This is a genomic window from Microbispora sp. H11081 (assembly GCF_012999535.1).
Lineage (GTDB): Bacteria > Actinomycetota > Actinomycetes > Streptosporangiales > Streptosporangiaceae > Microbispora.
Genome location: NZ_JABBWV010000002.1, coordinates 239,320 through 262,935 on the forward strand (window position 1 = coordinate 239,320; position 23,616 = coordinate 262,935).

The window sequence follows — 23,616 nt, forward strand, 5'->3', positions numbered from 1 at the left end:
CGCGGGCCCACGGGCGCAGCGGTGGGCGCGGTCACAGCTCGTCGCTGGCCGCCCTTCTGCTGACCCGGGCCGACAGGCCGGGCTCGCGGTCGGGCACGGGCGGCGGGCTGCCGCCGAACTCCGGGCACAGCGCCTGGTGGTCGCACCAGTCGCACAGCCGTGAGCGGCGGGCGCGCCACTCCTTCGTGCGCACGGCGCGCTCGATGGCCGCCCACAGCGCCTCGACCTTGCGCTCGGTGGCCCGCAGGTCCGCCTCGTCCGGGACGTAGCGCACGATCTCGCCGTTCCCCAGATACATGAGCTGGAGCATCCGGGGGACCTGGCCGCTGCGCCGCCACAGCGCGAGCGCGTAGAACTTCATCTGGAACAGCGCCTTGGCCTCCCATTCACGCCCCGGCGCCGTGCCCGTCTTGTAGTCCACGACCCGCACCTCGCCGGTCGGCGCCACGTCGAGACGGTCGATGTAGCCGCGCAGCAGCAGCCCGCTCTCCAGCACGACCTCGACGTACATCTCACGCTCCGCGGGCTCCAGCCGCTGCGGGTCCTCCAGCGTGAAGTAGCGGTCGACCATGCCGCGCGCCTGCGCCAGCCAGGCGTCCCGCTCGCCGTCGTCCTCGAACAGCCCCGCGTAGTCGGGCTCCTCCGACAGCAGCCGGCGCCACTGGGGCTCCAGCAGGTCCTGCGCGGCGGCGACCGTCCGCGCCTCCGCGGGCAGGTCGTAGAGCCGCTCGAGCACGGCGTGAACGAGCGTGCCCCTGACCGCCGCGGCGGAGGGCCGCTCGGGGAGCTGGTCGATCACCCTGAACCGGTAGAGGAGGGGGCAGGTCATGAAGTCACCGGCCCGGGAGGGGGAAAGCGCGCCGATGACGGCGCGCTCTTCGGCGAGGGTCATGCCCGAACTGTAGGACACCGGGCCGACATAACGCTCCCGCACCGGCCCGGCTCGCGCGACGTGGGCGATCACACGGTGCGCGACGGGCGGGCGAACTCATAGGCTGATCCCACGCCCCGCCACGTAGCATCGGGGGCGTGGAAGGGGAAGGCGGCCACATGAGCACACCGGTCAAGGAGTCCACCGGACTGCGGATGGGACGGCCGTTCGGCATCCCCGTCTACGTCTCACCCACCTGGCTCATCGTGGCGGCGTTCATCACGATCAGCTTTCAGCCGGTCTTCGCCGCGAGCCTCCCCGGATACGGGCTCGTCGGCAGTTCCGTGGTCGCGCTGGTCTTCGCCGTGCTCCTCTACGCCTCTGTCCTGCTCCACGAACTGGCGCACTGCGTCGTGGCCAAGCACTACGGCCTGCCGGTGCGCAGGATCACGCTCTACATGCTCGGCGGCGTCTCGGAGATCGAGCGCGAGCCGGAGACGGCCGGCCGTGAGTTCAACGTCGCGCTCGCGGGGCCCCTGCTCTCGCTGGGCCTCGCGGCGGTCGGTTACGTGGTGTCCGCGGTCGCGTTCGTGACCGGGCCCGTCGACCCGTTGACCATGTTCATGCACCCGCCGAGCGGGCTCGTGCCGGTGCTGATCTGGCAGCTCTGGTCGTCCAACCTGATCGTGGGGATCTTCAACCTCCTGCCGGGGCTGCCGCTCGACGGCGGCCGGATGCTGCGGGCCGCCGTGTGGAAGGTCAGGCGCGACCCGGGCACCGGCACGCTGGTCGCCGCGTGGGTCGGCCGGGGCGTGGCGGTGGCGGTCGTCGTGGTGCCGCTCCTGATGAACCTGATGGCCGGTCAGGAGCCAGGCATCGGCAGCATGCTCTGGACCGTGGTGCTGGCGTCGTTCATCTGGTTCGGCGCGTCCCAGTCGCTGCGGGTGGCCCGCGTGCGCGCCCGGCTGCCGCAGTTGCGGGCCAGGGCGCTGGCCCGCCGGGCGATCCCGGTCACCGCCGAGGTGCCGCTGTCGGAGGGGCTGCGCCGGGCCCAGGAGGCGGGGGCGGGGGCCATGGTGGTGGTCGGCCACGACGGGCGCCCGGTCGGCATCGTCAACGAGGCGGCGGTCAACGCCACTCCGGAGCAGCGAAGGCCGTGGGTGACCGTCGGCGCGCTGTCGCGTTCGCTTGAGCCCTCGATCGTGCTCGGCGCCGACCTGGAGGGGGAGTCCCTGCTCGACGCCATGCGGGAGACCCCGGCGCCGGAGTACCTGCTGGTCGAGCGGGGCGGGGAGATATACGGTGTGCTCGCCACCGCCGACGTCAACCGCATGTTCACCGGTGTGTGAGCGCGGCCGGGGGAACGATGTCCCCGGGGGCGGCCGCGCGCTCCCGCAGGCCGGTTCACCGTTCTTTTTTGCTACTTTCTGGGGTGATCGATCCGGCACATCCCGTGCCGGCGATGATGCCGGTCATCCGGTGGCGTTTCCGGAGGGAGAACTTCTGTGACGGAACAGGGCGTGGGGGTGGTCCGCCCGCTGCCGGGGGAAGGCGTGGTCGCCCATCTGAACGGTCTGCTGCTCGTGTGCGCCGCGGGCGGCGACCACCCGATCGATGACCTGCTGGCGGCGGTGAGAGAGACCGCCTCGACGGGAGGCGACGGCCGGGCGCTGGCCCGGCGGGTGGCCCAGGTCCTCGCCCGCGCCATGGACAGGTCGATCGGCGGCGAGCCGGTGGCCTGCGCGGTCGCGGGTCCCGCGGGGGGCGGGGTGGCCGTGCTGGTCAGCGGGTCCGCGTACGCCACCGTGTCGGGCCAGGACGGTGAGGTTCGCCTCGCCGGGCACGACGCGCTGACCTGGACCGACCGTCTGGTCAACGGCCCCGTGTCCCGGGTCGAGCTGCGCCTGCCGGGAGCGGGCCCGTCGAGCCCGTACGCCAGGCTGGACGGCGGCGTGGTCACCGGAGCCGGGCTGGAGTGCGACTTCACCCGGCAGGCGGACCTCGCCTTCCCGCCGCTGCCCCCGCGCCCGCCGCGGCACGAGGGCCTCCAGGGCTACGAGGGGCATGGCTACGAGGGGCAGCAGAACCTCCAGCCGCCGCCGGTGGGGGCTCCGGAGCCGATCGCCCCGCGCGGCCCCGTGGTGCCGCCGCCCGCCTCGCCGTACGCGTCCGGCCCGCTGCCCAGCCCTCTGCCCGGACCGCCGCCGGGACCGCCGCCCGCTCCGCCGTTCGGTGGGGGAGCGCCGGCCGAGCAGGCGCCGCCGGGGTCGTCCCAGCCGCTGCCGCCGCTGCCGCCCGCGCTCGGCGACCCGGGGCCGTCGCATCACTCGGGGCCGCAGCCGATGCCCCCGCCGCCCGAGCCCGCCGAGGACAGGGGAGCGCCGCACGATTTCGGCGGCCCGCACGACTTCGGGGGGCCGCACGACTTCGGCGGGCAGGACGGTCCGCCGAGCGGGCCGTTCGAGCCGGCTCCGCCCGTCCCCGCCGACGAGGACCCGGGCGAGGCGACCCAGATGGACGCGGCGCCGGAGCCTGAGCCGCGGCCGATGGTGTACGGCGTCGACTGCAAGAACGACCACTTCAACGACCCCCGCGCGCCCTACTGCGCGGTCTGCGGCGTCCCCATCGACCAGCGGGCCGTCGTGCCGTACAAGGGGCCGAGGCCGCTGCTCGGCGTGCTGCTGCTCGACGACGGCATGGCGCTGCCGCTGGAGGCCGACTACCTGCTGGGCCGCGACCCGGAGCGCGCGCCGGAGGTGCAGTCGGGCGAGGCCAGGCCTGCCAGGGTCACCAGCCCGGACGGCTCGGTCTCCCGCCGTCACCTGCGGGTCTTCCTGGACAACTGGGACGTCAGCCTGCTCGACCTGGGCTCGGTGAACGGCACCCAGATCCAGCCGCCCGGCGACCCCAACTTCTACGACATCCCGCCGAACGAGCCGGTGCCGATCCTGCCGGGCACGACCGTGCGCGTCGGCGTCTCGCGCACGATGCGGTACGAGGCCCACCGCAACGCCTGACCCGCGGATCCGCCGGGAGCCTTCCACGGGCTCCCGGCGGCGGGATCACGGCGCCGCGACCAAGGCGGGATCAGGCGCGCAGGCGCTCGATCTCACCCGTGACCAGCCGTTCCAGCCGCTGGGCCGTGACGTGCGACGGATAGAGCAGCCGGTGCACGCTCAGCCCGTCCACGAGCGCGAGTAGCCGCTCCGCGACGTCCTCCAGGTCCTCGTCCACGCGGATCTCACCGGCCTCGGCGGCGGACCTGAGCAGGCTCGTCACCAGATAGCGGAGCTCGGCGGCCTCCCGCCGCTGGACCTCCAGCAGGGCGGGGCTGGTCAGGCTGCGGCCCCAGAAACCCACCTCGAGGCCGGTCTCCCCGGCCCGCTCGTCGTCCAGCGGGACGTTGTCGAGCAGCAGTTCCCGCAGCGCCGCGAGGCCGGTGCGGCCCGACAGTTTCTCCCGCAGCCGGTCGGCGATCCTGCGGTGGGACGCCTCAAGGGCCGACAGCAGGATCTCGTCCTTGTCGGCGAAGTAGTGCGTGAGCACCCCGTTGGAGTAGCCGGCCTCCCTGGCGATGGCCCGCGTGGTCGCGGCCTCGATGCCCTCGCGCAGGATGATCCGGCGGGCGGCCGCGACGACCTCACCCCTGCGCTCCTCGTGATTGACGATCTTCGGCATGGTCCGTCACCTCGGTTGACATTTTAGTCGGGCGCCCGTCTATTATCCGCACATGACGGTAGTGACGGTCGGCGTGCATATCGTCGACGTCCTGGCCCGCCCGGTCGAGTCCATCCCGGCCGGTCAGGACACCCACCTGCTCGAGCAGATCCGCATCACCGCGGCCGGCGCCGCCGCGGGCACGGCCGTGGCTCTGGCGAAGATCGGCGTGCCGGTCGCCTCCATGGGCGCCGTCGGCGACGACGAACTGGGCGACTTCCTCCTGATGATCATGGCGCGGCACGGCGTCGACGTGGACGGCGTGGTGCGCAGGACGGGGGAGCAGACGGCGGCCTCGATCCTGCCCATCCGCCCGGACGGCGGACGGCCCTCGTTCCACGTGCCGGGCGCCAATCTCGGGCTGGCGACCGCCGACCTCGACGCGGCCCGGCTGACCGCCGCGAAGGTGGTGCACCTCGGCGGCATGGACGTCACCTGGGGCCTGCACGACCCCGCCTTCCACGCGCTGCTCGACAAGGCCCGCGAGGGCGGCACGACCGTCACGCTCGACCTGCTGTCGAACATGCCCGACCTCATGCCGGGCGTCCGCGCGTTCCTGCCCCACGTCGACTACCTCCTGCCGAACGAGGAGCAGGCGCTCATGCTCACCGGGGCGGCGACGCCCGAGGAGGCGGCCGCCGCGCTGCTCGCCGAGGGCCCGAAGGGCGTGATCGTCACCATGGGGGCCGCGGGCAGCCTCGTCGCCACCGCGGGCGGAGTCACCCGGGTGCCCGCCCTGGACGTGCCGGTGGTCGACACCACGGGCTGCGGCGACGCGTACTGCGCCGGTTTCGCCGCGGGACTGCTGCGCGGCGAGGACGTCCTCGGCGCGGCCCGCCTCGGCACGGCCGTGGCCGCGCGGGTCGCGGGCGGGCTCGGCTCCGACGCGGGCCTGGACGGCTTCGTGCCCTGAGGCCCCCGGCTCCCCATCCTCCGATTCCCCCGATCCCAGGAGTGCCGCCCATGTCCTTCGACGCATCCCTGCGGGCCCGTGCCGCCAAGGTCATCCCCGGCGGCATGTACGGCCACCTCAACGCGGCCCTGCACGGGGACCGCTACCCCCAGTTCTTCGTCCGCGCCGAGGGCGCCAGGCAGTGGGACGCCGACGGCCGCGAGTACGTCGACCTGATGTGCAGCTGGGGCCCGATGATCGTCGGTCACCGCAACCCGAGGGTGGAGGCCGCCGCCGCGGCGCAGCAGGCGGAGGGCGACTGCCTGAACGGCCCGGGCCCGGTCATGGTGGAGCTCGCCGAACTCCTGGTCGACCTCGTCCCCTCCGCCGACTGGGCGATGTTCTCCAAGAACGGCACCGACGCCACCACCCAGGCCCTGATGGTGGCCAGGGCGGCGACGGGCAGGACCAAGGCGCTGGTCGCCCACGGCGCCTACCACGGCGCCGACCCCTGGTGCACGCCGGGCCTGTCGGGGGTCACCCCCAACCAGCGGGCGGACACGATCGAGTTCACCTACAACGACCTCGCCGGGGCCGAGGCCGCCGCGGCCCAGGCCGACGGCGACGTCGCCGCCATCCTGGTCACGCCGTTCAAGCACGACTCGTTCGAGGACCAGGAGCCCGCGGACGCCGAGTTCGCCCGCGGCGTGCGGGCGCTGGCCGACCGGATCGGCGCGGCGCTGGTCATCGACGACGTGCGCGCCGGGTGGCGGCTGGACCTGCGCGGCTCGTGGGAGCCGCTGGGTGTGCGCCCCGACCTGACGGCCTGGAGCAAGGCGATGGCCAACGGCTTCCCCATCGCGGCGGTGACCGGGACCGACGCGCTGCGCGGGGCGGCGCAGACGCTGTACTCGACCGGCTCCTTCTGGTTCTCCGCCACCGCGATGGCCGCCGCCAAGGCGACGATCGAGATCCTGCGCGAGATCGACGGCCCCGCGCTCATGCACAGGGCCGGGAGCCGGCTGCGCGAGGGGCTCGCCGCCCAGGCGGAGGCGCACGGCTTCGTGGTCAGGCAGACCGGCCCCGTGCAGGTGCCGTGGCTGTCCTTCGAGGGCGACGAGACGCTGGAGAAGGGCATCGCCTGGGCCGGCGCCTGCCTGGAGGAGGGCGTCTACCTCCATCCCTGGCACAACTGGTTCCTGTCGGCCGCGCACACCGACGAGGAGATCGACCGCGCGCTCCAGGGGACGGACGCCGCCTTCGCCAAGCTGAGGGCCGCGTACGGCGCCGACTGAACCCGCGTGGCGGCGCCCGGCCGCTCAGTCGCGCGTACGGGCCCACTGGAGGTCGTCGATCCTGGTGCCGCCGGGGCCGGGCAGCAGCCCCTTGACGAGGTGCTCCCTGGTGAACCCCGCCCGTTCGAGTACCCGGTGCGAGTTGGTGTTGCCCGGCGCGGTCCCGGCGACGATCCGGCGCAGGGCCGTGTGCGTGAACGCCCACTCGACCAGCAGGTTCACGGCCCGTGTCACCATGCCGCGCCCGCGATGGGCGGGGTGCAGGCCGTAGCCGATCATCGCCTGCCCGAGGGGCGCGACGATGCCGGTGAGCTGGATCTCCCCGGCGAACTCGCCGGTCACCGCGTCCCTGATGGCGATGTCGGCCCGCTGCCCGGTCAGCCACCGGTGCCCGGCGTACCGGCAGACCATCTCGCTGCCGGCGTAATCGGGACGTACGGCTGACACGTGCGAGTCCGCCACGTCGGGCACACACGCCAGCGCGTGGTAGTCGGCGGCGTCAGCGGTGGTCAGCGGTGTGAGCCGGACGACGCCGTCGGTGAGAGAACCGCCGGGGAAGAACGGGAGGAGGGGCGTGACCGGGTCGCCCGGGTCGGTGGCGAGCCGCCCGAACACCGCCAGATCGGCGCGGACGTCCCCGCGGGGCGACCCGGCAGCGCGCAGCACGCCCTCGTGGCTGAATCCGCACCGCTGGGCGACCTGCTGGCTCGGCACGTTCTCCACCTCGGCGATCAGCCCGACGCGGGGGACGCCCCGGGCGAACGCCCGCTCGGTGAGCGCGCGCACGGCCGCCGTGGCGACGCCGCGGCCCCTGGCCCACGGAGCGAGCCAGTAGCCCACCTCGGTCACGCCGAACCGGTCCGGCGGCTTCAGCACGGCCGCGCCGAGGACCTCGCCTGTCCCGGGGTCGGCGACGACGAAGTCGGCTCCGCCGTTCTCCCAGGTGGCGGGGAGGGCCTTCGTGATCCACGCGAGCGCGTCGTCGCGTGTGTACGGTGTCGGGACGAAGGGGATGTAGCGCGCGATGTCGGGGTCGGCGCAGGCGCGGGCGATCTGGTCGGCGTCTCCCTCGGCCGGCAGGCGCAGTACGACCGGTCCGGCGGGAATCGCCTCTTTGGGCAACATGTCCCATTGTTAGCAGCAGCGACACGGCGGCGGCCAGTGTTTTCCCGGCCCGCGCCTCCTCCCGAGGGGCGAACCCCACCGGTCGCGGCACTAGCCTTTCCGCATGGGTTTTCGCAGGCACGGCCCGTTCGCGGCCGGAGATCAGGTCCAGCTCACCGACCCCAAGAACAAGCGGCACACGGTGACGCTGAAAGAGGGCGGCGTCTTCCACACGCACAAGGGGTCGATCCCGCACGACGACCTGATCGGGCAGCCTGAGGGGTCCGTCGTGCGGTCCTCGGGCGGCACGGCGTATCTGGCGTTCCGGCACCTGCTCGCCGACTACGCGGTGTCGATGCCGCGCGGCGCCGCCGTGGTCTATCCGAAGGACGCGGCCCAGATCGTCGCCATGGCCGACATCTTCCCCGGCGCCCGGGTGGTGGAGGCCGGGGTGGGATCGGGCGCGCTCACCTGCTTCCTGCTGCGTGCGGTGGGCACCGAGGGGAAGGTGACCTCCTACGAGCGGCGCGCCGACTTCGCGGAGGTCGCCACGAAGAACGTGGAGAAGTTCTTCGGCGGTCCCGTCGAGCAGTGGCGCCTGGTGGTGGGCGACTTCGTGGCCGCGCTCGACGAGACGGACGTCGATCGCGTCATCCTGGACATGCTCGCTCCTTGGGAGTGCGTTGACGCGGCGGCGAAGTCCCTTACTCCTGGAGGAGTTATTTGCTGCTATGTAGCGACAACGACTCAGTTGTCCAGAACGGTGGAAACCCTGCGGGAGCACGGGAGTTTCACCGAGCCCCACGCGTGGGAGACCTTGGTTCGCGACTGGCATGTCGAAGGGCTCGCGGTGCGGCCCGATCACCGGATGGTCGGCCACACGGGATTCCTCGTCACCGCCAGGCGCATGGCGGACGGCGTCACGCCCCCGCCGCGGCGCAGGCGCCCCGCCAAGGGTGCGCACGGAGAGGGGATCGAACAAGGGTGACGATTCGGCCACAACCCGGCAAAACCACGTGACACGGGAACATCTGGGTGTGTTCCTAATGGTGACCCGAACAATCGGTCCATAAGGTATCAAACGCCGAACACCCAACGTAACTACACGAACACTGCCCGGCCAGGTTACGTACAGCGCCAAGATAGGTAGGGTCTTGAGTAGTCGTTCTCGACGGGGAAGGAGGTGACGGGGCGTGGCAGCTCGCGACGACGCTGAGGCTCGAGCCGCGCAGCGCGAACGGGAGGTCGCCGACCTCACAACACAGGTCTCCTTCCTGCAGGAGGAGATCACCGCGCTGCGCCGGAAGCTGGCCGAGTCTCCCCGGCAGGCCAGGGTCATCGAGGAGCGTCTCCATGAGGCGCAGGCTCAGGTGGCCGCCCTTACTAGCCAGAACGAGCGTGTGGTCGCCACCCTCAAGGAGGCCAGGGACCAGATCGTCGCCCTCAAGGAGGAGGTCGACCGGCTGGCGCAGCCGCCGTCCGGATTCGGCGTCTTCCTCGAAGCACGGGAAGACGGCACGATCGAGGTGTTCACGGGCGGGCGCAAGCTCCGGGTGAACGTCAGTCCGGCGGTGGACGTCGAGTCGCTCAAGCGTGGCCAGGAGGTCATGCTGAACGAGGCGCTCAACGTCGTCGAGGCCCTCGGGTACGAGGACGTCGGCGAGATCGTGATGCTGAAGGAGTTGCTGGAGGACGGCGGGCGCGCCCTCGTCATCTCGCACGCCGACGAGGAGCGGGTCGTCAAGCTGGCCCACTCGCTGCTTGAGCAGCCGTTGCGGGCCGGTGACTCCCTCCTGCTCGAACCCCGCTCCAACTACGTCTACGAGCGCATCCCCAAGTCGGAGGTCGAGGAGCTCGTCCTCGAGGAGGTCCCTGACATCTCCTACGAGGAGATCGGCGGTCTCAGCAGGCAGATCGAGCAGATCAGGGACGCCATCGAGCTGCCCTACCTGCACGCCGACCTGTTCCGCGAGCACAAGCTGCGCCCGCCGAAGGGCGTGCTGCTGTACGGCCCGCCCGGCTGCGGCAAGACCCTGATCGCGAAGGCCGTCGCCAACTCCCTGGCCAAGCAGGTCGCGGAGAAGACCGGCCAGTCCGGCAAGAGCTTCTTCCTCAACATCAAGGGCCCCGAGCTTCTCAACAAGTACGTCGGCGAGACCGAGCGGCACATCCGCCTGGTCTTCCAGCGGGCGCGTGAGAAGGCCTCCGAGGGCACCCCGGTGATCGTGTTCTTCGACGAGATGGACTCGATCTTCCGGACCCGCGGCTCGGGCGTCTCCTCCGACGTCGAGAACACCATCGTCCCCCAGCTCCTGTCGGAGATCGACGGTGTCGAGGGCCTGGAGAACGTCATCGTCATCGGCGCCTCCAACCGCGAGGACATGATCGACCCGGCGATCCTGCGGCCCGGCCGCCTGGACGTCAAGATCAAGATCGAGCGGCCGGACGCCGAGGCGGCCAAGGACATCTTCTCGAAGTACATCGTCAACGAACTGCCGCTGCACCCGGACGACCTCACCGAGCACGGCGGCAGCCGCGAGGGCACGATCGCCGCGATGATCCAGCGGGTGGTCGAGCGGATGTACGCCGAGAGCGAGGAGAACCGCTTCCTCGAGGTGACCTACGCCAACGGCGACAAGGAGGTCCTGTACTTCAAGGACTTCAACTCCGGCGCGATGATCCAGAACATCGTGGACCGCGGCAAGAAGATGGCCATCAAGGAGTTCCTCGACACCGGGCAGAAGGGCCTGCGGATCTCGCACCTGCTGGCCGCCTGCGTGGACGAGTTCTCCGAGAACGAGGACCTGCCCAACACCACCAACCCCGACGACTGGGCCCGCATCTCCGGCAAGAAGGGCGAGCGGATCGTCTACATCCGCACGCTCGTGCAGGGCAAGCAGGGCACCGAGGCCGGACGGTCGATCGACACGGTCGCCAACACCGGTCAGTACCTGTAGTACCCCCCGGCACCCGCCGGGACCGGTGCCATCGAGGAGCGGCGCGATCCGATTCGCGCCGCTCCTCCGGCGTTCCCGGGCTTCTCGCCGGCCGCCGGCGGGGCGGCGGACGTCTCCCGTGGCGGTCGTGATCCGAGGGAACCGGAGACGGGGGTGATCGCGTCAAAGATGGCGTGATCTTCCTTGGCCGGCGGGGGCGACTTAGGTGGGACAGCCCGTGAGACAGGCCGTGAGCCGGCCCGTGACCCGGGCAGCGAGCCAGGCGGCGAGCCAGGACGTGCGGCGGAGCGCTCCGGCCGCTGGCGCGGGGAGCCGCCGTCTGGTCGAGCTCGACGTCCTGCGCTTCGTGGCCGCGTTCGCCGTCATGGCCTTCCACTTCATGGCGGCCAGCAGGTCACTGTGGGACGCGTACCCCACCAAGCTGTTCGAGCCGGTCGCCAGGCTGACCACGCTGGGCATCCTCGGCGTGGAGCTGTTCTTCCTCATCAGCGGGTTCGTCATCCTGATGAGCGTCTGGGGGCACACGGTCGGCCAGTTCGCCGTCTCCCGGGTGGCGCGGCTGTACCCGGCGTACTGGTTCGCCGTGCTGGTGATCTTCATCATGTACCGCTTCAGCGGGGTCGCCGGGTTCGATCCCAAGCTCAGCGACGGCGAGTACCTGCTCAACATGACCATGCTGCAGGGGGCGTTCGGCGTGGGCCACGCCGGCGGCGTCTTCTGGTCCCTCTGGGTGGAACTGCGGTTCTACGTCCTCCTGGCGCTGTTCTCCCTCGTGGGGATCACGCTGCGGCGCTGCCTGGTGTTCCTGGCGGCCTGGTCCTGCCTGGCGCTGGTGGCCGAGGTCACCCAGAACGAGACGCTCGTCTTCGTCTTCATGCCGCGGCAGGCGCCGTACTTCATGGCCGGGATGGCCTTCTTCCTGATCCACCGCTTCGGGGCGCGGACCGGGGCCCTGATCCCATGGGTGATCATCGCCGTGAGCTACGGGATGTCCCTGCACGCCGCCATGGAGCGCGTGGGGGAGCGGGTGCGCCTGGTCGGCATCGCCCGCTATCCGGCGCCCCCGGAGGCCGTCATCGTCGCGATCACGGTCGTCTACCTCCTGATGGCGGCGGTCGCCCTCGGCTGGCTCAGGTGGGTGCGCTGGCGCCGCCTGGTCACCCTGGGGGCGCTGACGTATCCGCTCTATCTCCTGCACCAGACGATCTCGGCCGTCGTGATCCCCGCGTACCGGGACGTGGTGCCTCCGTGGCCGCTCGCCGGCATCACGATGGCGGTCTCGATCGGGATCGCCTACCTCGTCTACCGGCTGGTCGACAGACCCGGTCAGCGATGGCTCCGGGCCAGGCTGGAGGCCCTGCGCGTCCGCTACCGGAGGCCCCGCGCGCGTGGTGGCGGCCGTGCCGACCGGACCGCTACGAGCATTCCGGTGCAAAGTCCCGAGGCATCTGTGCCGTAACTGTTCGGTAGCAGGGCATAGAGAAAGGGCTAGGCTCGGATACGACTACGACGGCCTGAAGCAGGCGGGGTGCGAATGACGGTTCGGCGGGTGATGGGCATCGAGACCGAGTACGGCATCGCCGTGCCAGGTCAACCGGGAGCGAACGCGATGGTGACCTCATCACAGGTTGTCAACGCGTACCTGGCGGCGTCGGCCGCCCGCGCTCGCCGGGCCCGATGGGACTTCGAGGAGGAGAACCCGCTCCGTGACGCCCGGGGGTTCGACCTGGCCCGGGAGGTGGCGGACCAGAGTCAGCTCACAGACGAGGACCTCGGGCTCGCCAATGTGATCCTCACCAACGGCGCGCGCCTGTACGTCGACCACGCGCACCCGGAGTACTCGACGCCCGAGTGCACCAATCCAAGGGCCGCCGTCATCTGGGACAAGGCGGGCGAGCGGGTGATGTACGACGCCGCGGTGCGGGCGTCCTCCGTCCCCGGCAACGCCGGAATCCAGCTCTACAAGAACAACACCGACGCCAAGGGCGCGTCGTACGGCTGCCACGAGAACTACCTCATGCGCCGGGCGACGCCGTTCGCCGACATCGTGCGGCACCTGACGCCGTTCTTCGTGTCGCGGCAGGTGGTGTGCGGCGCGGGGAAGGTCGGCATCGGGCAGGACTCGCGCAGCGAGGGCTTCCAGATCAGCCAGCGGGCCGACTTCTTCGAGGTCGAGGTCGGGCTGGAGACCACGCTCAAGCGGCCGATCATCAACACCCGCGACGAGCCGCACGCCGACCCGGAGAAGTACCGGCGGCTGCACGTGATCATCGGCGACGCCAACATGTCGGAAATTTCGACATATTTGAAGCTTGGTACGACGGCCCTGGTGCTGGCGATGATCGAGGAGGGGTTCCTCACCATCGACCTCACCCCGGAGTCGCCGGTCGCGGCGCTGCGCGCGGTGTCCCACGACCCGACCTGCAAGTACGAGATCGCGCTGCGCAACGGACGCAAGATGACCGCCGTGCAGCTCCAGATGGAGTATCTGGAGCAGGCGCGCAAGTATGTCGAGGACCGCTTCGGCGCGGGCGTCGACGACCTCACCAAGGACGTGCTCAACCGCTGGGAGTCGGTGCTCACCCGGCTGGCCGAGGACCCCATGCAACTGTCCAGGGAGCTCGACTGGGTCGCCAAGCTGGAGATCCTGGAGGGCTACCGCACCCGCGACAACCTGCCCTGGAACCACCCCAGGCTGCAACTGGTCGACCTGCAGTACTCCGACATCCGCCCCGACCGCGGCCTGTACAACCGGCTCGTCGCCAGGGGCAGGATGCAGCGCCTGGTGACCGACGAGGACGTCGACCGCGCGGTCGAGACGCCTCCCACCGACACCCGGGCCTACTTCAGGGGCCGGTGCCTGCGGCAGTACAGCGAGTCGGTCGCTGCCGCCTCCTGGGACTCGGTGATCTTCGACATCCCGGGCCGGGAGTCGCTCCAGCGCGTGCCGACCTTGGAGCCGCTGCGCGGCACCAAGGCGCACGTGGGCGACCTGCTCGACCGCTGCCGCACCGCCGCCGACCTCGTCGCCGCGCTCACCGGCGAGGGCTGACAGACACCTCCGCGCCGGTGAGCGCGGGGGATCAGTCGTGGTGGGAGATCCGGGGTACGGGGACGCCGCCGGCGCACCGCACCTCGATCTCGACCTTGGTCTCGTCGGACTCGAACCGCACCATGGCGTCGTCGTCGGGCCCCGGGTCGACGTCGTCCACCTCGTAGCCCTGACCGGGTGTCCAGGACTGGAGCCGCGCCAGGCCGCCGTCGCACCGGGCGATCACGCTGCCCGCGGCGGTCGTGATCAGCTTCCGGCCGGTGACGGGCGTGGCGTCCGGCGTCGCGTCCGGTGTGGCCTGTCCGGGCGACCGCTCCGGGACGGCGCCGGGGCCGGCGGACGGCGCGGCGGGGGTGTCCCTGGCGAGCGCGACGCGGATCTCCTCGGCCGTCATGGGCCGCTCGGCGGGTCCGGTGAGCGGGCGGCCGAACAGGCCGAGCACCGCGACGCCCGCCCCGGTGGCGAGCGCGGCGGCCAGCAGCCATCCGGCGACGGCGAGGACGAGGCGGGTGCGCACGGGCCCACTCTCCCACCGCGAACGCTAAGGGAGTGCTAAGGCTCAGATAACGGAGTTATGCCACGTGAGCGCAGGCGGCTAACGTAGCGGGCAAATGCCAAGCGTGCTGCTCATCGAAGACGACGCCACGATCCGCGGCTCCCTCACCCGGGGCCTGCGCGAGCGCGGCCACGCCGTCTCCTCCGCCCCCACCGCCCTTGACGGGCTGCGGTCGGTGGTGGAGGACCGGCCGGATCTCATCGTGCTCGACCTCGGCCTGCCCGACATGGACGGCGCCGACCTGCTCCGCATGCTCCGGGCGGTGAGCCGGGTGCCGGTCATCGTGGCCACCGCCAGGGACGGGGAGGCCGAGATGGTCCGCCTGCTCGACGCGGGCGCCGACGACTACGTGGTCAAGCCGTACAGCGCCGCGCAGCTCGACGCCCGCATCCGGGCCGTGCTGCGCCGCGTGGACACCGCCCCCGAGGACACCTCGCTGACCGTCGGGGCGCTGCGCGTGGACCCGCGGACCAGGGAGGCGACGCTCGACGGCGCCCCGCTGGACCTGACGCCGCGCGAGTTCGACCTGCTGCACCACCTGGCGGCCCGGGCCGGGCAGGTGGTCACCAAGCGCGAGCTGCTCACCGAGGTCTGGCAGATCCCCTACGGCGGCACCGACAAGACCGTCGACGTCCACCTCTCCTGGCTGCGCCGCAAGCTCGGCGAGACCGCCCAGCAGCCGCGCTACCTCCAGACCGTCAGAGGCGTCGGCGTCCGCCTCACCGCCCCCTCGTGACCCCCCGTACGGCCGGCCGGGCGAACCGCGTCCGCGCGGGCCGGGGAGAGCGCGGGTGAGGCGCAGGCTCGCGGTCCTCGTCGCGGCGACGACGTCGCTCGTGCTGGTCTCGCTGCTCGTACCGCTGGCGCTGCTGGTCCGCTCCACGGCGTGGAGCGAGGCCGTCGCCTCGGCCACCAGGACAGCCGAGTCGGTCGCGGTGGCGGTCGGCGCGGTGGACGAGGACACGCTGCGGCTGACCGCGGAGCAGGCGAGCGCGTCGAGCGGCCGCCCGGTGACGGTCTTCCTCGCGGACGGCCGGGTGCTCGGAACCGACGCGCCCCGCACGGCCGCGGTGGAGCTCGCGGCGCGGGGCCGCAGCCTGTCGGCGGTCGCGCCGGGTGGACGGGAGATCCTGGTGGCGGTCGAGGGGGCGCCGGGCGGCGCCGCCGTCGTCCGGGTCTTCCTCGACGAAGGGGACCTGATGGCCGGCGTGCGCAGGACATGGCTCGCGCTATTGATCCTCGGGGCCGCCCTGGTCGGGATCGGCATCCTGGTCGCCGACCGGTTCGCCCGCGCGGTCGTCAGGTCCACCACGGCGCTCGCCGAGGTCTCCCACCGCCTCGCCACGGGCGACCTGACCGCCAGGGCGACGCCGCTCGGCCCGCCCGAGGTGCGTACGGCCGGCCTGGCGCTCAACCACCTGGCGGGACGCATCTCGGACCTCCTCGCAGAGGAGCGGGAGGTCGTGGCGGACGTCTCCCACCGGCTGCGGACCCCCCTCACCGGCCTCAGGCTGGAGGCGGAGTCGCTGTCGGACCCCGAGGAGGCGGCGAGGATCGAGGCCCGCGTCGACGCGCTGGAGCGCGCGGTCACCGCGGTGATCAACGACGTGCGGCGGCGGTCGAAGGAACGGGCCTCGTGCGACGCGGCCCCGGTCGTGCGCGACAGGGTGGCCTTCTGGTCGGTGCTCGCCGAGGACCAGTCCAGGGCGGTCGCGCTCGACCTGGCCCCCGGCCCGCTGCCGGTCGGGGTGTCCGCCGAGGACCTCGCCGCCTGCGTCGACGCGCTCCTGGGCAACGTCTTCGCGCACACTCCCGACGGCGGGGCGTTCCGTGTCCGGCTCGCCGCCGGCGACGGCGGCACGGCCGTGCTCACGGTGTCGGACGCCGGTCCCGGCTTCGGGCCGGGCGGGCCGCCGAGGCGGGGGGAGAGCGGGGCGGGGTCGACCGGACTCGGCCTCGACATCGCCCGCCGCGCGGCCGAGGAGTCGGGCGGCTCCCTGGCTCTCGGCGAGTCCGATCTGGGCGGCGCGGAGGTACGCCTGGTCTTAGGGAGCGCTTAGCGCGGCCCTAGCGCGAGCGCTGCGACGGTTGGGCCATGAGAAACTCAACGAAGCTCGCTCTCGCCGCCGCCACGACCCTCGCCGTCCTGACCGCCGGTGGAGCGGCCGTCGCCGCCGCGTCGGCCGCCGCCCCGGCCGCCCCTTCGGCCACCCCCACCGCCTCTCCCTCCTCCACCTCCTCCGCTTCGCCGAGCACTCCCGCCTCCGCCTCGGCCTCCACCCCCGTCAGTCAGAGCCAGGCGGTCGCGATCGCCGAGAAGCGGGTGCCCGGCGCCCGGGTCACCGAGGTGGAGCGCGACTGGGAGCACGGCGAGCGCGTGTGGGAGGTCGAGCTCCTCAAGGACCGCACGGAGTACGACGTGCACGTCTCCGCCGAGAACGGGAAGATCGTCAAGTTCCGGATCGACGACGACAGCGACGACGACCACGGTGACCACAAGGACCACGGTGACCACGACGACCACGACGACCACCACGGCAACGGAGACCACGACGACCACGACGACGACTGACCCGCGGGCGGGCGGGGGTCAGGGCGCCGGGGGTCCGTTGCGATGCCGGCGTGGGCGGGTCGTGGGGGACGGCCAGTGGGGCCAGTCCCCCCGCTGGTCGGCGTCGCGGATGCGCCCGGTCGTGAGCTCCCCTGACGCCCGCGGCGATCCGTGCGCCGGGCCGCGGGCGTAGGGGTGCTCCCTGCTCTGCCTGGACGTCGTACGGCTCGGCAGCTCGCCGGCCGTACGGCCGGGCGTCGCCGCCGGGATGCCCTGCCGCCGCAGCACGTCCACCAGGACCTCCATCGCGTGGTCCACGGTGAGCCGCTCGTCCGGGTCGGGCCGCAGCAGGCCTTCGAGGAGCGGCCGCAGCGGGCCGGCCCGGCGCGGGGGCTCGGGCCCACGGCCGAGCAGCACGCCGTCGGGCAGCGGGCCCGCGGCCGGGTACGGCGGCCGTCCCTCGACCCCGCGGTAGAGCGTGGCGCCGAACGACCACAGGTCGGCGGAGGGGGACAGGGAGTTCCCGCGCAGCCGCTCGGGGGCGAGATAGGCGCCGGACCGCGCCACCGGCAGGGTCGACGACCCGGCCGGATCCCGCTCGAAGGCGGCGATGCCGAAGTCGGTCAGCACCACCCGGTCCTCGGTGAGCGTCACGTTGGCCGGGCGGATGTCCCCGTGGACGACGCCCAGCGAGTGCGCGTGCCGTACGCCCGACAGGAGCTGGAAACCCACCCAGGCGGCCCAGTGGACCGGAAGCCGCCCGAGGTGCCGCACGGTGTCGGCCAGTGTGAGGCCCTGCAGGAGCTCGGTCACGATCCAGAGCCGGCCCTTGTCCTCAAGCAGGTCGTGCACCGTGATGACGGCCGGGTGGCTGAGCCGGGCCGCGGAACGGGCCTCGCGCAGCGCCTGCCGGCGGGCGGCGGCCAGATCGGCCACGTCCACGCGGTAGGGCGGCTGCACCTCCTTGATCGCGACGTCGCGCTTGAGGCGGAGATCATGGGCGTGCCACATGATCCCTCCGGAGTCACGCCGGAAGGGCGTCAGCAGCTGGTACCGATCCGCCAGCAGTTGCCGTGCGTGCGATGCCATCGACCACCCGTGCGTTAGCCCCAGATCCCGTGATCCATCAATTGTCGTCCCGGACACGGCCGTGGCGCGCCGAAAGAGGGCCACGGGGAGGGTGAGCTCGATAACGATCCGGTCTATCACCGTGCCGATTTCCCGCTGTTTGCCTTGCCTGCGGGCGCCGGGAGGGCCGGCTTCGGGGCACGGCCGAAGATCGCACGTCCTTTCGCGCGCATTGTCGGTCGGTTCGGGGAAGATATGGGGAGAGGCGTCCCCCCGAGCAGCGGAGGTGTCAGGGATGGCGACCAAGGAGACCGGCGGCCAGAAGCAGACAGGGCGTCAGGAGCACGAAGTCGAGGAGACCGAGGCGCAGGCGTCTCCGGACGTCCAGGAGCGCCACGAGAAGCTCACCGACGACGTCGACGCGATCCTGGACGAGATCGACGAGGTCCTCGAGGAGAACGCGGAGGAGTTCGTCCGTTCCTACGTGCAGAAGGGCGGGCAGTAACCCGACGGAGGCGTCCGGGCCCGGTGGCGGCCCCGCCGGAGGGGCAACCGGCCCTCCGGCGGGCCGCCGCCGGGCACCGTCACGCCATCGCGAGATGAACGGTCGCGATCTCGAAGGGCCTGAGCGGGACGCGCGCCGTCCGCAGTGAGCCCCCCTCGTCATGGGACACCTCCAGAGGGCTCAGGGGAGAGCCCAGCACGCCGGCCGTCCAGGCCGCGGTGAAATCTCCCTGTACGACCGCCTCGGTGGCCGTGGGATGCTCGGCCACCAGGCGGACCTCCAGCCGTCCGTCCCGCTCGCGCAGGGCGGCCATCACGACGCCGTCCCCGCCGACCGCGAGGCGTCCGCCCCAGTCCGTCCCGGCCGCACCGCCGGTGTCCTCTGTGTCTCCTGTGCCGGTGCCCGGCACGGCGAGCAGGTCGTGGCGGAACTCCTCCGCGAGGCGCGGCAGCCCCGCGTCGTGCCACCCGCCCGCGTACGGCAGGACGGCGAAGCGCACGGTCAGCGGTCCCTGGCACTGGGCGGCCGGAGCCGGCGTCTCGGGCCCGGCGGGCGCGTCGCGGCAGGGGTTGTGGTCGCGGGACAGATAGCCGACGGACCGCACGAGCGTGAGCGCCATCTCCGTCCCGCTCCCGCTGATCCCGTCCCTGGTGATCTCATACTCGGTGATCTCGTACTCGGTGACGTGGTCGAGCAGCACGGCCAGGCCGCCGGCGGCGGCGAAGGACTCGGCGGGGAAGGTCGCGACCGGGCGCTCCCCGCCGCCGCCCTCGGCGGTCAGGCCACGCCGCACCACGGCGAACTGTCCCTCCGCGTACGACTGCGCCGCCGCCCGGGGCAGCGGCGCGTGCCAGCGGACGCGGTGATCGCGGCAGCGCACGTCCATGGTGATCTCGCACCGGGCGAACGGCTCGCCCGCCCTGAGCTCCACCCGGGTCGTGACGGCCGTGGGCACGGCCGTGGCGTCGCCCGCGGCGGCCGGCCAGTCGTACGAGCGGGTGATCTCGTACGCGCCGGTCAGCGGTCCCGAGCAGATCTCCTCGACGGTGACGTGGGAGGGCCGGTCGAGGAGCAGGTCGCCGGGCGGCGGCGCGTGGTTGTACGTGTCGCCCGCGTCCCCGCCGTGGACGATCCGCCCGACCCCGCGCACCTCCACGCCACCCGCCCCGCGCAGGGACAGCGTGCCGTCGTCGGCCACGCGCACCCGCAGCAGGCCGTTGTCCAGCACCGGCTCGAACCCGTACGGGTCCGCCCGCAGAGCGTGGGCGACGGGGGCGGGCGCCATGGGCGCGGCGGGGCGGGCGGTGAGGACGGCGCGGCCCAGCGGCGGCACGGTGACCAGCGCGGCGACGGTGACCACCGGCTCGGCCACCGTGCGGACGAGCCACGGCCCAGGCCCGGCGTCGAGGACGGCCCGGCGCAGATCCTCGTACGCGTACGCGCCGCAGGCGTGCCGGCTCACGGTGACGGTGAACACGCCGTCCCCCACGGTCCAGGAGACGATCTCGTGGCCGTACAGCGCCCGCTCGTGGACGCGCCCGAGGAGCGCGGACAGGTCGTCCATGACGGTCTCGCCGAGCAGGGTCGCGGCGTGTTCGAGCCGCTGGACGGGCACGGGACGCCCCTGGCCGTCCGCCAGCGCCGCGCGGTCCTCCGGCAGGTCGGCGAGCACCAGGCCTGTCCGCTCGAACGGGGAGGGGTTGACGACGACGAGCGCGTCCTTGCGCGCGGCCCCGGCGAGGGAGGCCGTGACCAGGTCCACGACGGCCTGGGCCGTCTGCCCCGCCTCGGCGATCCTGGCGGCCACCTGCTGGGCGGTCTCGTCGGAGCCGCACCCGGTGACGGAGTCGTGCCCGCCGCACGCGATGACCGACCGCCAGGCCATGTCGATCAGGCGCTCGCGGACGGACCTGTCGGCGGGCCACAGGGCGGACAGCGGTTCCGCGTAGCGGACGAGGACCCGCTCGGCCCGCGCCATCGCCTGCTTCAGGTGGACCCGGGCCGAGACCACGCCGGGCAGGATGTGGGCCCGCGCGTGCGAGCGCAGTTCGCCCGTCACGCGCGGCAGCCCGTCGCCCGGACGCTCGTCGAGACCGGCCAGGGCCTCGGCGAGGGTGGCGACGCGCAGGCCCGGCGCGGTGATCTCGCGGACCGGCGCCGAGTGGTCCCCGCCGCACATCGCCAGCAGGGTGTCACCGGCCGCCCAGCCCCGCGCCGCGGAGGCGAAGGCCGCCACCCGGCCGGGCAGGCCCTCGGCCGGGCCGCTGAACAGCCCGGAGGCGTTGGCGTATCCGCCGGGCAGGTAGCAGGTCCTGATCGTCGTGCCGTCGGCGCCGGTCCAGTCGAAGGCGTCGCGGTCGACGTGGGCGGGGACACCCCGCCATACGCAGGCCAGGCGCAGCCCCGCCAGCGACAGGATCTGCGGCATCTGGGCGCAGTGGCCGAACTGGTCGGGCAGATAGCCGACGGGCATCGCGCCGCCGAGCGCGGCCGCCCCGCGCATGCCGTACTCCAGGTTGCGCACCAGGGTCTCGCCCGAGCACAGGAACTCGTCGGCGAGGATCAGCCAGGGACCGACGGCCAGCCGTCCCTCGGCGACGAAACGGGCGACGTCGCCGCGGCGTGCCGGGCGGAGCTCCAGGTAGTCCTCGACCGCGGCGAGCTGGCCGTCCATCGTGAAGCGGTAGGCGGGGTCGGCGGCCATGGCGTCCAGGACCTCGTCGAGCACCCGCACCAGCCCGACGCGCAACCGCTGGAACGGCAGGTACCACTCGCGGTCCCAGTGCGTGTGCGGGACCACCACGATCTCGCCGCTATCCGCTGACCCTCTGGCCGGCGTGGCCGACGGCTCCACTCGCGCCCTCCTCGGCGTGGCCTGCGGCGCCGGTCAGGGCGGTCGCCCGCCGGGGGGCGCCGGTGTCCTCCAGGGCACACTCCCCCCCGATGGGGAGGCCGGCCCAGCGTGCGTACCTGTGCACGATCCGCTGCGCCGTGACGATATCCTCCAGGCCCCCGTCGAGTCCGGTGAGCGGCGGTTCGTCCTGGGTGACGAAGCGGTGGAAGGCGCGCAACTGCCGCTCGAACGCCTCCGCGACGTCCTCGTTGACGACCCTCCGCTCCGTGGCGCCGACCCGGCTGGTCACCGTCAGCCGCGTGGGCGTGTTCAGCATGTACGGCGACGGGAAGCGCAGCTCCAGCGAGCCGTGCTCGTGATGCAGGGTCATGACCTCGTGGAAGGCCGGGTAGCTCGGCAGGTGGTGCCACCGCAGGCCGTACCTGCCCGAGCCCTCGAGCGGCAGCGTCCCGCTCGCCTCCAGCGACGGCGGGAACGCCTCCACCGGCCACACGGCGACGTGGTCCACCGTGTCGGGGGAGCCGGTGAACAGCCGGATCAGCGACAGTTCGTGGCAGAGGCCGCCCAGCAGGACCTCCGCGTACAGCCGGCGCAGCCGCTCCGACGACGTGCCGAGCGCGGTGGTGAGCGCCCGCTCGTCGGCCTCCGCGTACGGGGCCGTCCGCTCGGGGGACGGCCGTCCGGGCCGCGCGCGGGCGAACAACAGCTGCGACTCCTCCGACGGGTGCAGCACCGTGGCGTCCAGGTGGCGCACGACGCCGGGCCCGCCGGCCTCGTGCAGCGCCTCGACCAGCCGCTGGGAGGCCGGGTCGTACTGTTTCATGCAGCCGGTCATCAGCCGCTCGCCGGACAGGCCGTCCAGCTCGGCGAGGCTGTAGGCCAGGGGCTCCTCGCACAGCACCCACATACCGCGTTCGAGCGCGGCCCGGACGAGCGGCCCGTGGGACCCGGGCGTGAGCACGATCAGCGCGTCGAACCCGCCGCCGTCGAGCATCGCCTCCGGGTCGTCGTACGCCGGGGCGTCCGCCTCCCTGGCGACCGTCTCGGCGAGCCCGCCGTCGAGGTCGCACACCGCCGCGATCCGGAACAGGTCGCGCCGCCGCGCCAGCAGGGGCAGGTAGACGACCTGAGCGACCACGCCGAGCCCGGCGATCCCCACCTTCACCGTGTCCACGTCCGCACCCTCCTCCGCTCGGCGACCTGCCCTGCACCTCCCCATCGGCGGCGGGGCGCAACCACGTCCCGGTGTCTTGTGGGATGTCTGGTTCGCGCTGAGCTGATCGGGAAGAGTGCAACCAGTGCTGAGACCTGAGTATGGTCGGGCGTAACAACGCATGCTTGGAGGGAGTCGCGTGGCATCTCAGCCAGCCTGGATGAACAGCCTCTTCACATATACGGGATCGACGTCGTTCTCGGAGTTCCTCGGAGCGCACGCGCCGAGCCTGCTGCCAGCCCGCAACGAGTCGCTGGCGGCGCCGGTGGGCGACGAGATCCCGCACGCGACCACCATCGTCGCCGCGACCTGCGCCGGCGGTGTCGTGATGGCGGGCGACAGGCGTGCGACCTCAGGGAACATAATCTCGCAGCGGGACATCGAGAAGGTGTTCCGCACCGACGACTACTCCTGCATGGGCATCGCGGGCACCGCGAGCACCGGCCTTGAGCTGGCCCGGCTGTACCGGGTCGAGCTGGAGCACTACGAGAAGACCGAGGGTCGCTCGCTGTCCACGGAGGGCAAGGCGCACCGCCTGGCCACCATGATCCGCGGCAACCTGCCCATGGCCATGCAGGGCCTCGTGGTCGTGCCGCTGTTCGCGGCCTACGACCCGGCGCGCGACCAGGGGCGCATCTTCAGCTACGACGTGGGCGGCGGGCCGTACGAGCAGACGGAGTTCCACTCCATCGGCTCGGGCTCGATCTTCGCGAGGGGCTCGCTCAAGAAGCTCTACCGGGAGAACGCCAGCCCGCAGGACACCGCCCTCACCTGCCTGCACGCCCTGTACGACGCGGCCGACGACGACTCGGCGACCGGCGGCCCCGACGTGATGCGGAAGATCTGGCCGGTCGTCGCCGTCATCACGGCGGACGGCTACCGCCGCCTCCCCGACGAGGAGGTCGCCGAGTTCGTGGAGTCCATGCTGGAGAGGCGGATGACCGCCCCCGAAGGCCCGACCGCGCCGCTGCGCTAACCCAA

General features: G+C 72.5%; 20 protein-coding genes. 13 read left to right on the plus strand and 7 right to left on the minus strand.

Features of this window, described 5'->3' with window-relative positions:
• Window positions 1-31: 31 nt before the first annotated feature.
• Window positions 32-892 (minus strand): PD-(D/E)XK nuclease family protein, encoded by an 861-nt coding sequence (locus HHX31_RS06270; RefSeq protein ID WP_169945993.1) that lies wholly within the window; start codon window positions 890-892, stop codon window positions 32-34.
• Between the two features lie 158 nt (window positions 893-1,050).
• Between HHX31_RS06270 and HHX31_RS06275 the strand changes: the two genes are divergently transcribed.
• Together HHX31_RS06275 and HHX31_RS06280 are read left to right on the plus strand one after the other, a co-directional pair.
• The gene (locus tag HHX31_RS06275) at window positions 1,051-2,220 is read left to right on the plus strand and encodes a site-2 protease family protein (protein WP_169945995.1); all 1,170 of its coding nucleotides are present in this window, start codon (window positions 1,051-1,053) and stop codon (window positions 2,218-2,220) included.
• A gap of 156 nt (window positions 2,221-2,376) precedes the next feature.
• Window positions 2,377-3,888, plus strand: coding sequence for an FHA domain-containing protein (locus HHX31_RS06280; RefSeq protein WP_169945997.1), 1,512 nt, complete (start codon window positions 2,377-2,379; stop codon window positions 3,886-3,888).
• A 70-nt stretch (window positions 3,889-3,958) separates the two neighbouring features.
• Here HHX31_RS06280 and HHX31_RS06285 read toward each other — a convergent pair whose 3' ends face one another.
• A complete protein-coding gene (locus tag HHX31_RS06285; protein ID WP_169945999.1) occupies window positions 3,959-4,549 on the minus strand; it encodes a TetR/AcrR family transcriptional regulator in 591 nt (196 codons plus the stop codon).
• Between the two features lie 52 nt (window positions 4,550-4,601).
• Between HHX31_RS06285 and HHX31_RS06290 the strand changes: the two genes are divergently transcribed.
• Window positions 4,602-5,501 (plus strand): carbohydrate kinase family protein, encoded by a 900-nt coding sequence (locus HHX31_RS06290; protein WP_169946001.1) that lies wholly within the window; start codon window positions 4,602-4,604, stop codon window positions 5,499-5,501.
• 50 nt (window positions 5,502-5,551) lie between these two features.
• Entirely contained in the window at window positions 5,552-6,775 is a 1,224-nt protein-coding gene (locus HHX31_RS06295; RefSeq protein WP_169946003.1) for an aminotransferase class III-fold pyridoxal phosphate-dependent enzyme, read from the plus strand.
• Between the two features lie 24 nt (window positions 6,776-6,799).
• Here HHX31_RS06295 and HHX31_RS06300 read toward each other — a convergent pair whose 3' ends face one another.
• A complete protein-coding gene (locus HHX31_RS06300) occupies window positions 6,800-7,900 on the minus strand; it encodes a GNAT family N-acetyltransferase (protein WP_169946005.1) in 1,101 nt (366 codons plus the stop codon).
• Window positions 7,901-8,003: 103 nt separating this feature from the next.
• Between HHX31_RS06300 and HHX31_RS06305 the strand changes: the two genes are divergently transcribed.
• The 4 genes from HHX31_RS06305 to dop all read left to right on the plus strand — a co-directional run bounded on the left by HHX31_RS06305 (window position 8,004) and on the right by dop (window position 13,888).
• On the plus strand, window positions 8,004-8,867 hold the full coding sequence (locus tag HHX31_RS06305) for a tRNA (adenine-N1)-methyltransferase (protein WP_169946008.1): 864 nt from the start codon (window positions 8,004-8,006) through the stop codon (window positions 8,865-8,867).
• 205 nt (window positions 8,868-9,072) lie between these two features.
• Window positions 9,073-10,836 carry a proteasome ATPase gene (arc, locus tag HHX31_RS06310; RefSeq protein WP_169946010.1) on the plus strand — a complete coding sequence of 588 codons (1,764 nt, stop codon included), beginning with the start codon at window positions 9,073-9,075 and terminating at the stop codon, window positions 10,834-10,836.
• Between the two features lie 241 nt (window positions 10,837-11,077).
• The gene (locus tag HHX31_RS06315) at window positions 11,078-12,295 is read left to right on the plus strand and encodes an acyltransferase (RefSeq protein ID WP_311931618.1); all 1,218 of its coding nucleotides are present in this window, start codon (window positions 11,078-11,080) and stop codon (window positions 12,293-12,295) included.
• Between the two features lie 75 nt (window positions 12,296-12,370).
• Window positions 12,371-13,888 (plus strand): depupylase/deamidase Dop, encoded by a 1,518-nt coding sequence (gene dop / locus HHX31_RS06320; protein ID WP_169947181.1) that lies wholly within the window; start codon window positions 12,371-12,373, stop codon window positions 13,886-13,888.
• A 31-nt stretch (window positions 13,889-13,919) separates the two neighbouring features.
• On the opposite strand, the gene HHX31_RS06325 is transcribed toward dop, so the two are convergent.
• On the minus strand, window positions 13,920-14,405 hold the full coding sequence (locus HHX31_RS06325; RefSeq protein ID WP_169946012.1) for a septum formation initiator: 486 nt from the start codon (window positions 14,403-14,405) through the stop codon (window positions 13,920-13,922).
• 94 nt (window positions 14,406-14,499) lie between these two features.
• On the opposite strand from HHX31_RS06325, the gene HHX31_RS06330 reads away from it, so the two are divergent.
• The 3 genes from HHX31_RS06330 to HHX31_RS06340 are packed head-to-tail and all read left to right on the plus strand — an operon-like array spanning window position 14,500 to window position 17,016.
• Entirely contained in the window at window positions 14,500-15,180 is a 681-nt protein-coding gene (locus HHX31_RS06330) for a response regulator transcription factor (RefSeq protein ID WP_169946014.1), read from the plus strand.
• Between the two features lie 55 nt (window positions 15,181-15,235).
• On the plus strand, window positions 15,236-16,504 hold the full coding sequence (locus HHX31_RS06335; RefSeq protein WP_169946016.1) for a HAMP domain-containing sensor histidine kinase: 1,269 nt from the start codon (window positions 15,236-15,238) through the stop codon (window positions 16,502-16,504).
• Between the two features lie 35 nt (window positions 16,505-16,539).
• On the plus strand, window positions 16,540-17,016 hold the full coding sequence (locus HHX31_RS06340; RefSeq protein WP_169946018.1) for a PepSY domain-containing protein: 477 nt from the start codon (window positions 16,540-16,542) through the stop codon (window positions 17,014-17,016).
• Between the two features lie 18 nt (window positions 17,017-17,034).
• Here HHX31_RS06340 and HHX31_RS06345 read toward each other — a convergent pair whose 3' ends face one another.
• Window positions 17,035-18,084: a serine/threonine-protein kinase gene (locus tag HHX31_RS06345; RefSeq protein ID WP_169946020.1), complete on the minus strand. Its 1,050-nt coding sequence runs from the start codon at window positions 18,082-18,084 to the stop codon at window positions 17,035-17,037.
• Window positions 18,085-18,358: 274 nt separating this feature from the next.
• Here HHX31_RS06345 and HHX31_RS06350 point away from each other — a divergent pair, with 274 nt between their 5' ends.
• Entirely contained in the window at window positions 18,359-18,568 is a 210-nt protein-coding gene (locus HHX31_RS06350) for a ubiquitin-like protein Pup (RefSeq protein ID WP_079315247.1), read from the plus strand.
• Window positions 18,569-18,647: 79 nt separating this feature from the next.
• Here HHX31_RS06350 and HHX31_RS35540 read toward each other — a convergent pair whose 3' ends face one another.
• Both HHX31_RS35540 and HHX31_RS06360 read right to left on the minus strand, forming a co-directional pair.
• Window positions 18,648-21,371, minus strand: a complete 2,724-nt coding sequence (locus HHX31_RS35540; protein WP_311931619.1) for an alpha-mannosidase — start codon at window positions 21,369-21,371, stop codon at window positions 18,648-18,650.
• Between the two features lie 10 nt (window positions 21,372-21,381).
• Window positions 21,382-22,596 (minus strand): Gfo/Idh/MocA family oxidoreductase, encoded by a 1,215-nt coding sequence (locus tag HHX31_RS06360; RefSeq protein ID WP_311931620.1) that lies wholly within the window; start codon window positions 22,594-22,596, stop codon window positions 21,382-21,384.
• Between the two features lie 199 nt (window positions 22,597-22,795).
• On the opposite strand from HHX31_RS06360, the gene prcB reads away from it, so the two are divergent.
• A complete protein-coding gene (prcB, locus tag HHX31_RS06365; RefSeq protein ID WP_169947185.1) occupies window positions 22,796-23,611 on the plus strand; it encodes a proteasome subunit beta in 816 nt (271 codons plus the stop codon).
• Window positions 23,612-23,616 lie beyond the last annotated feature (5 nt).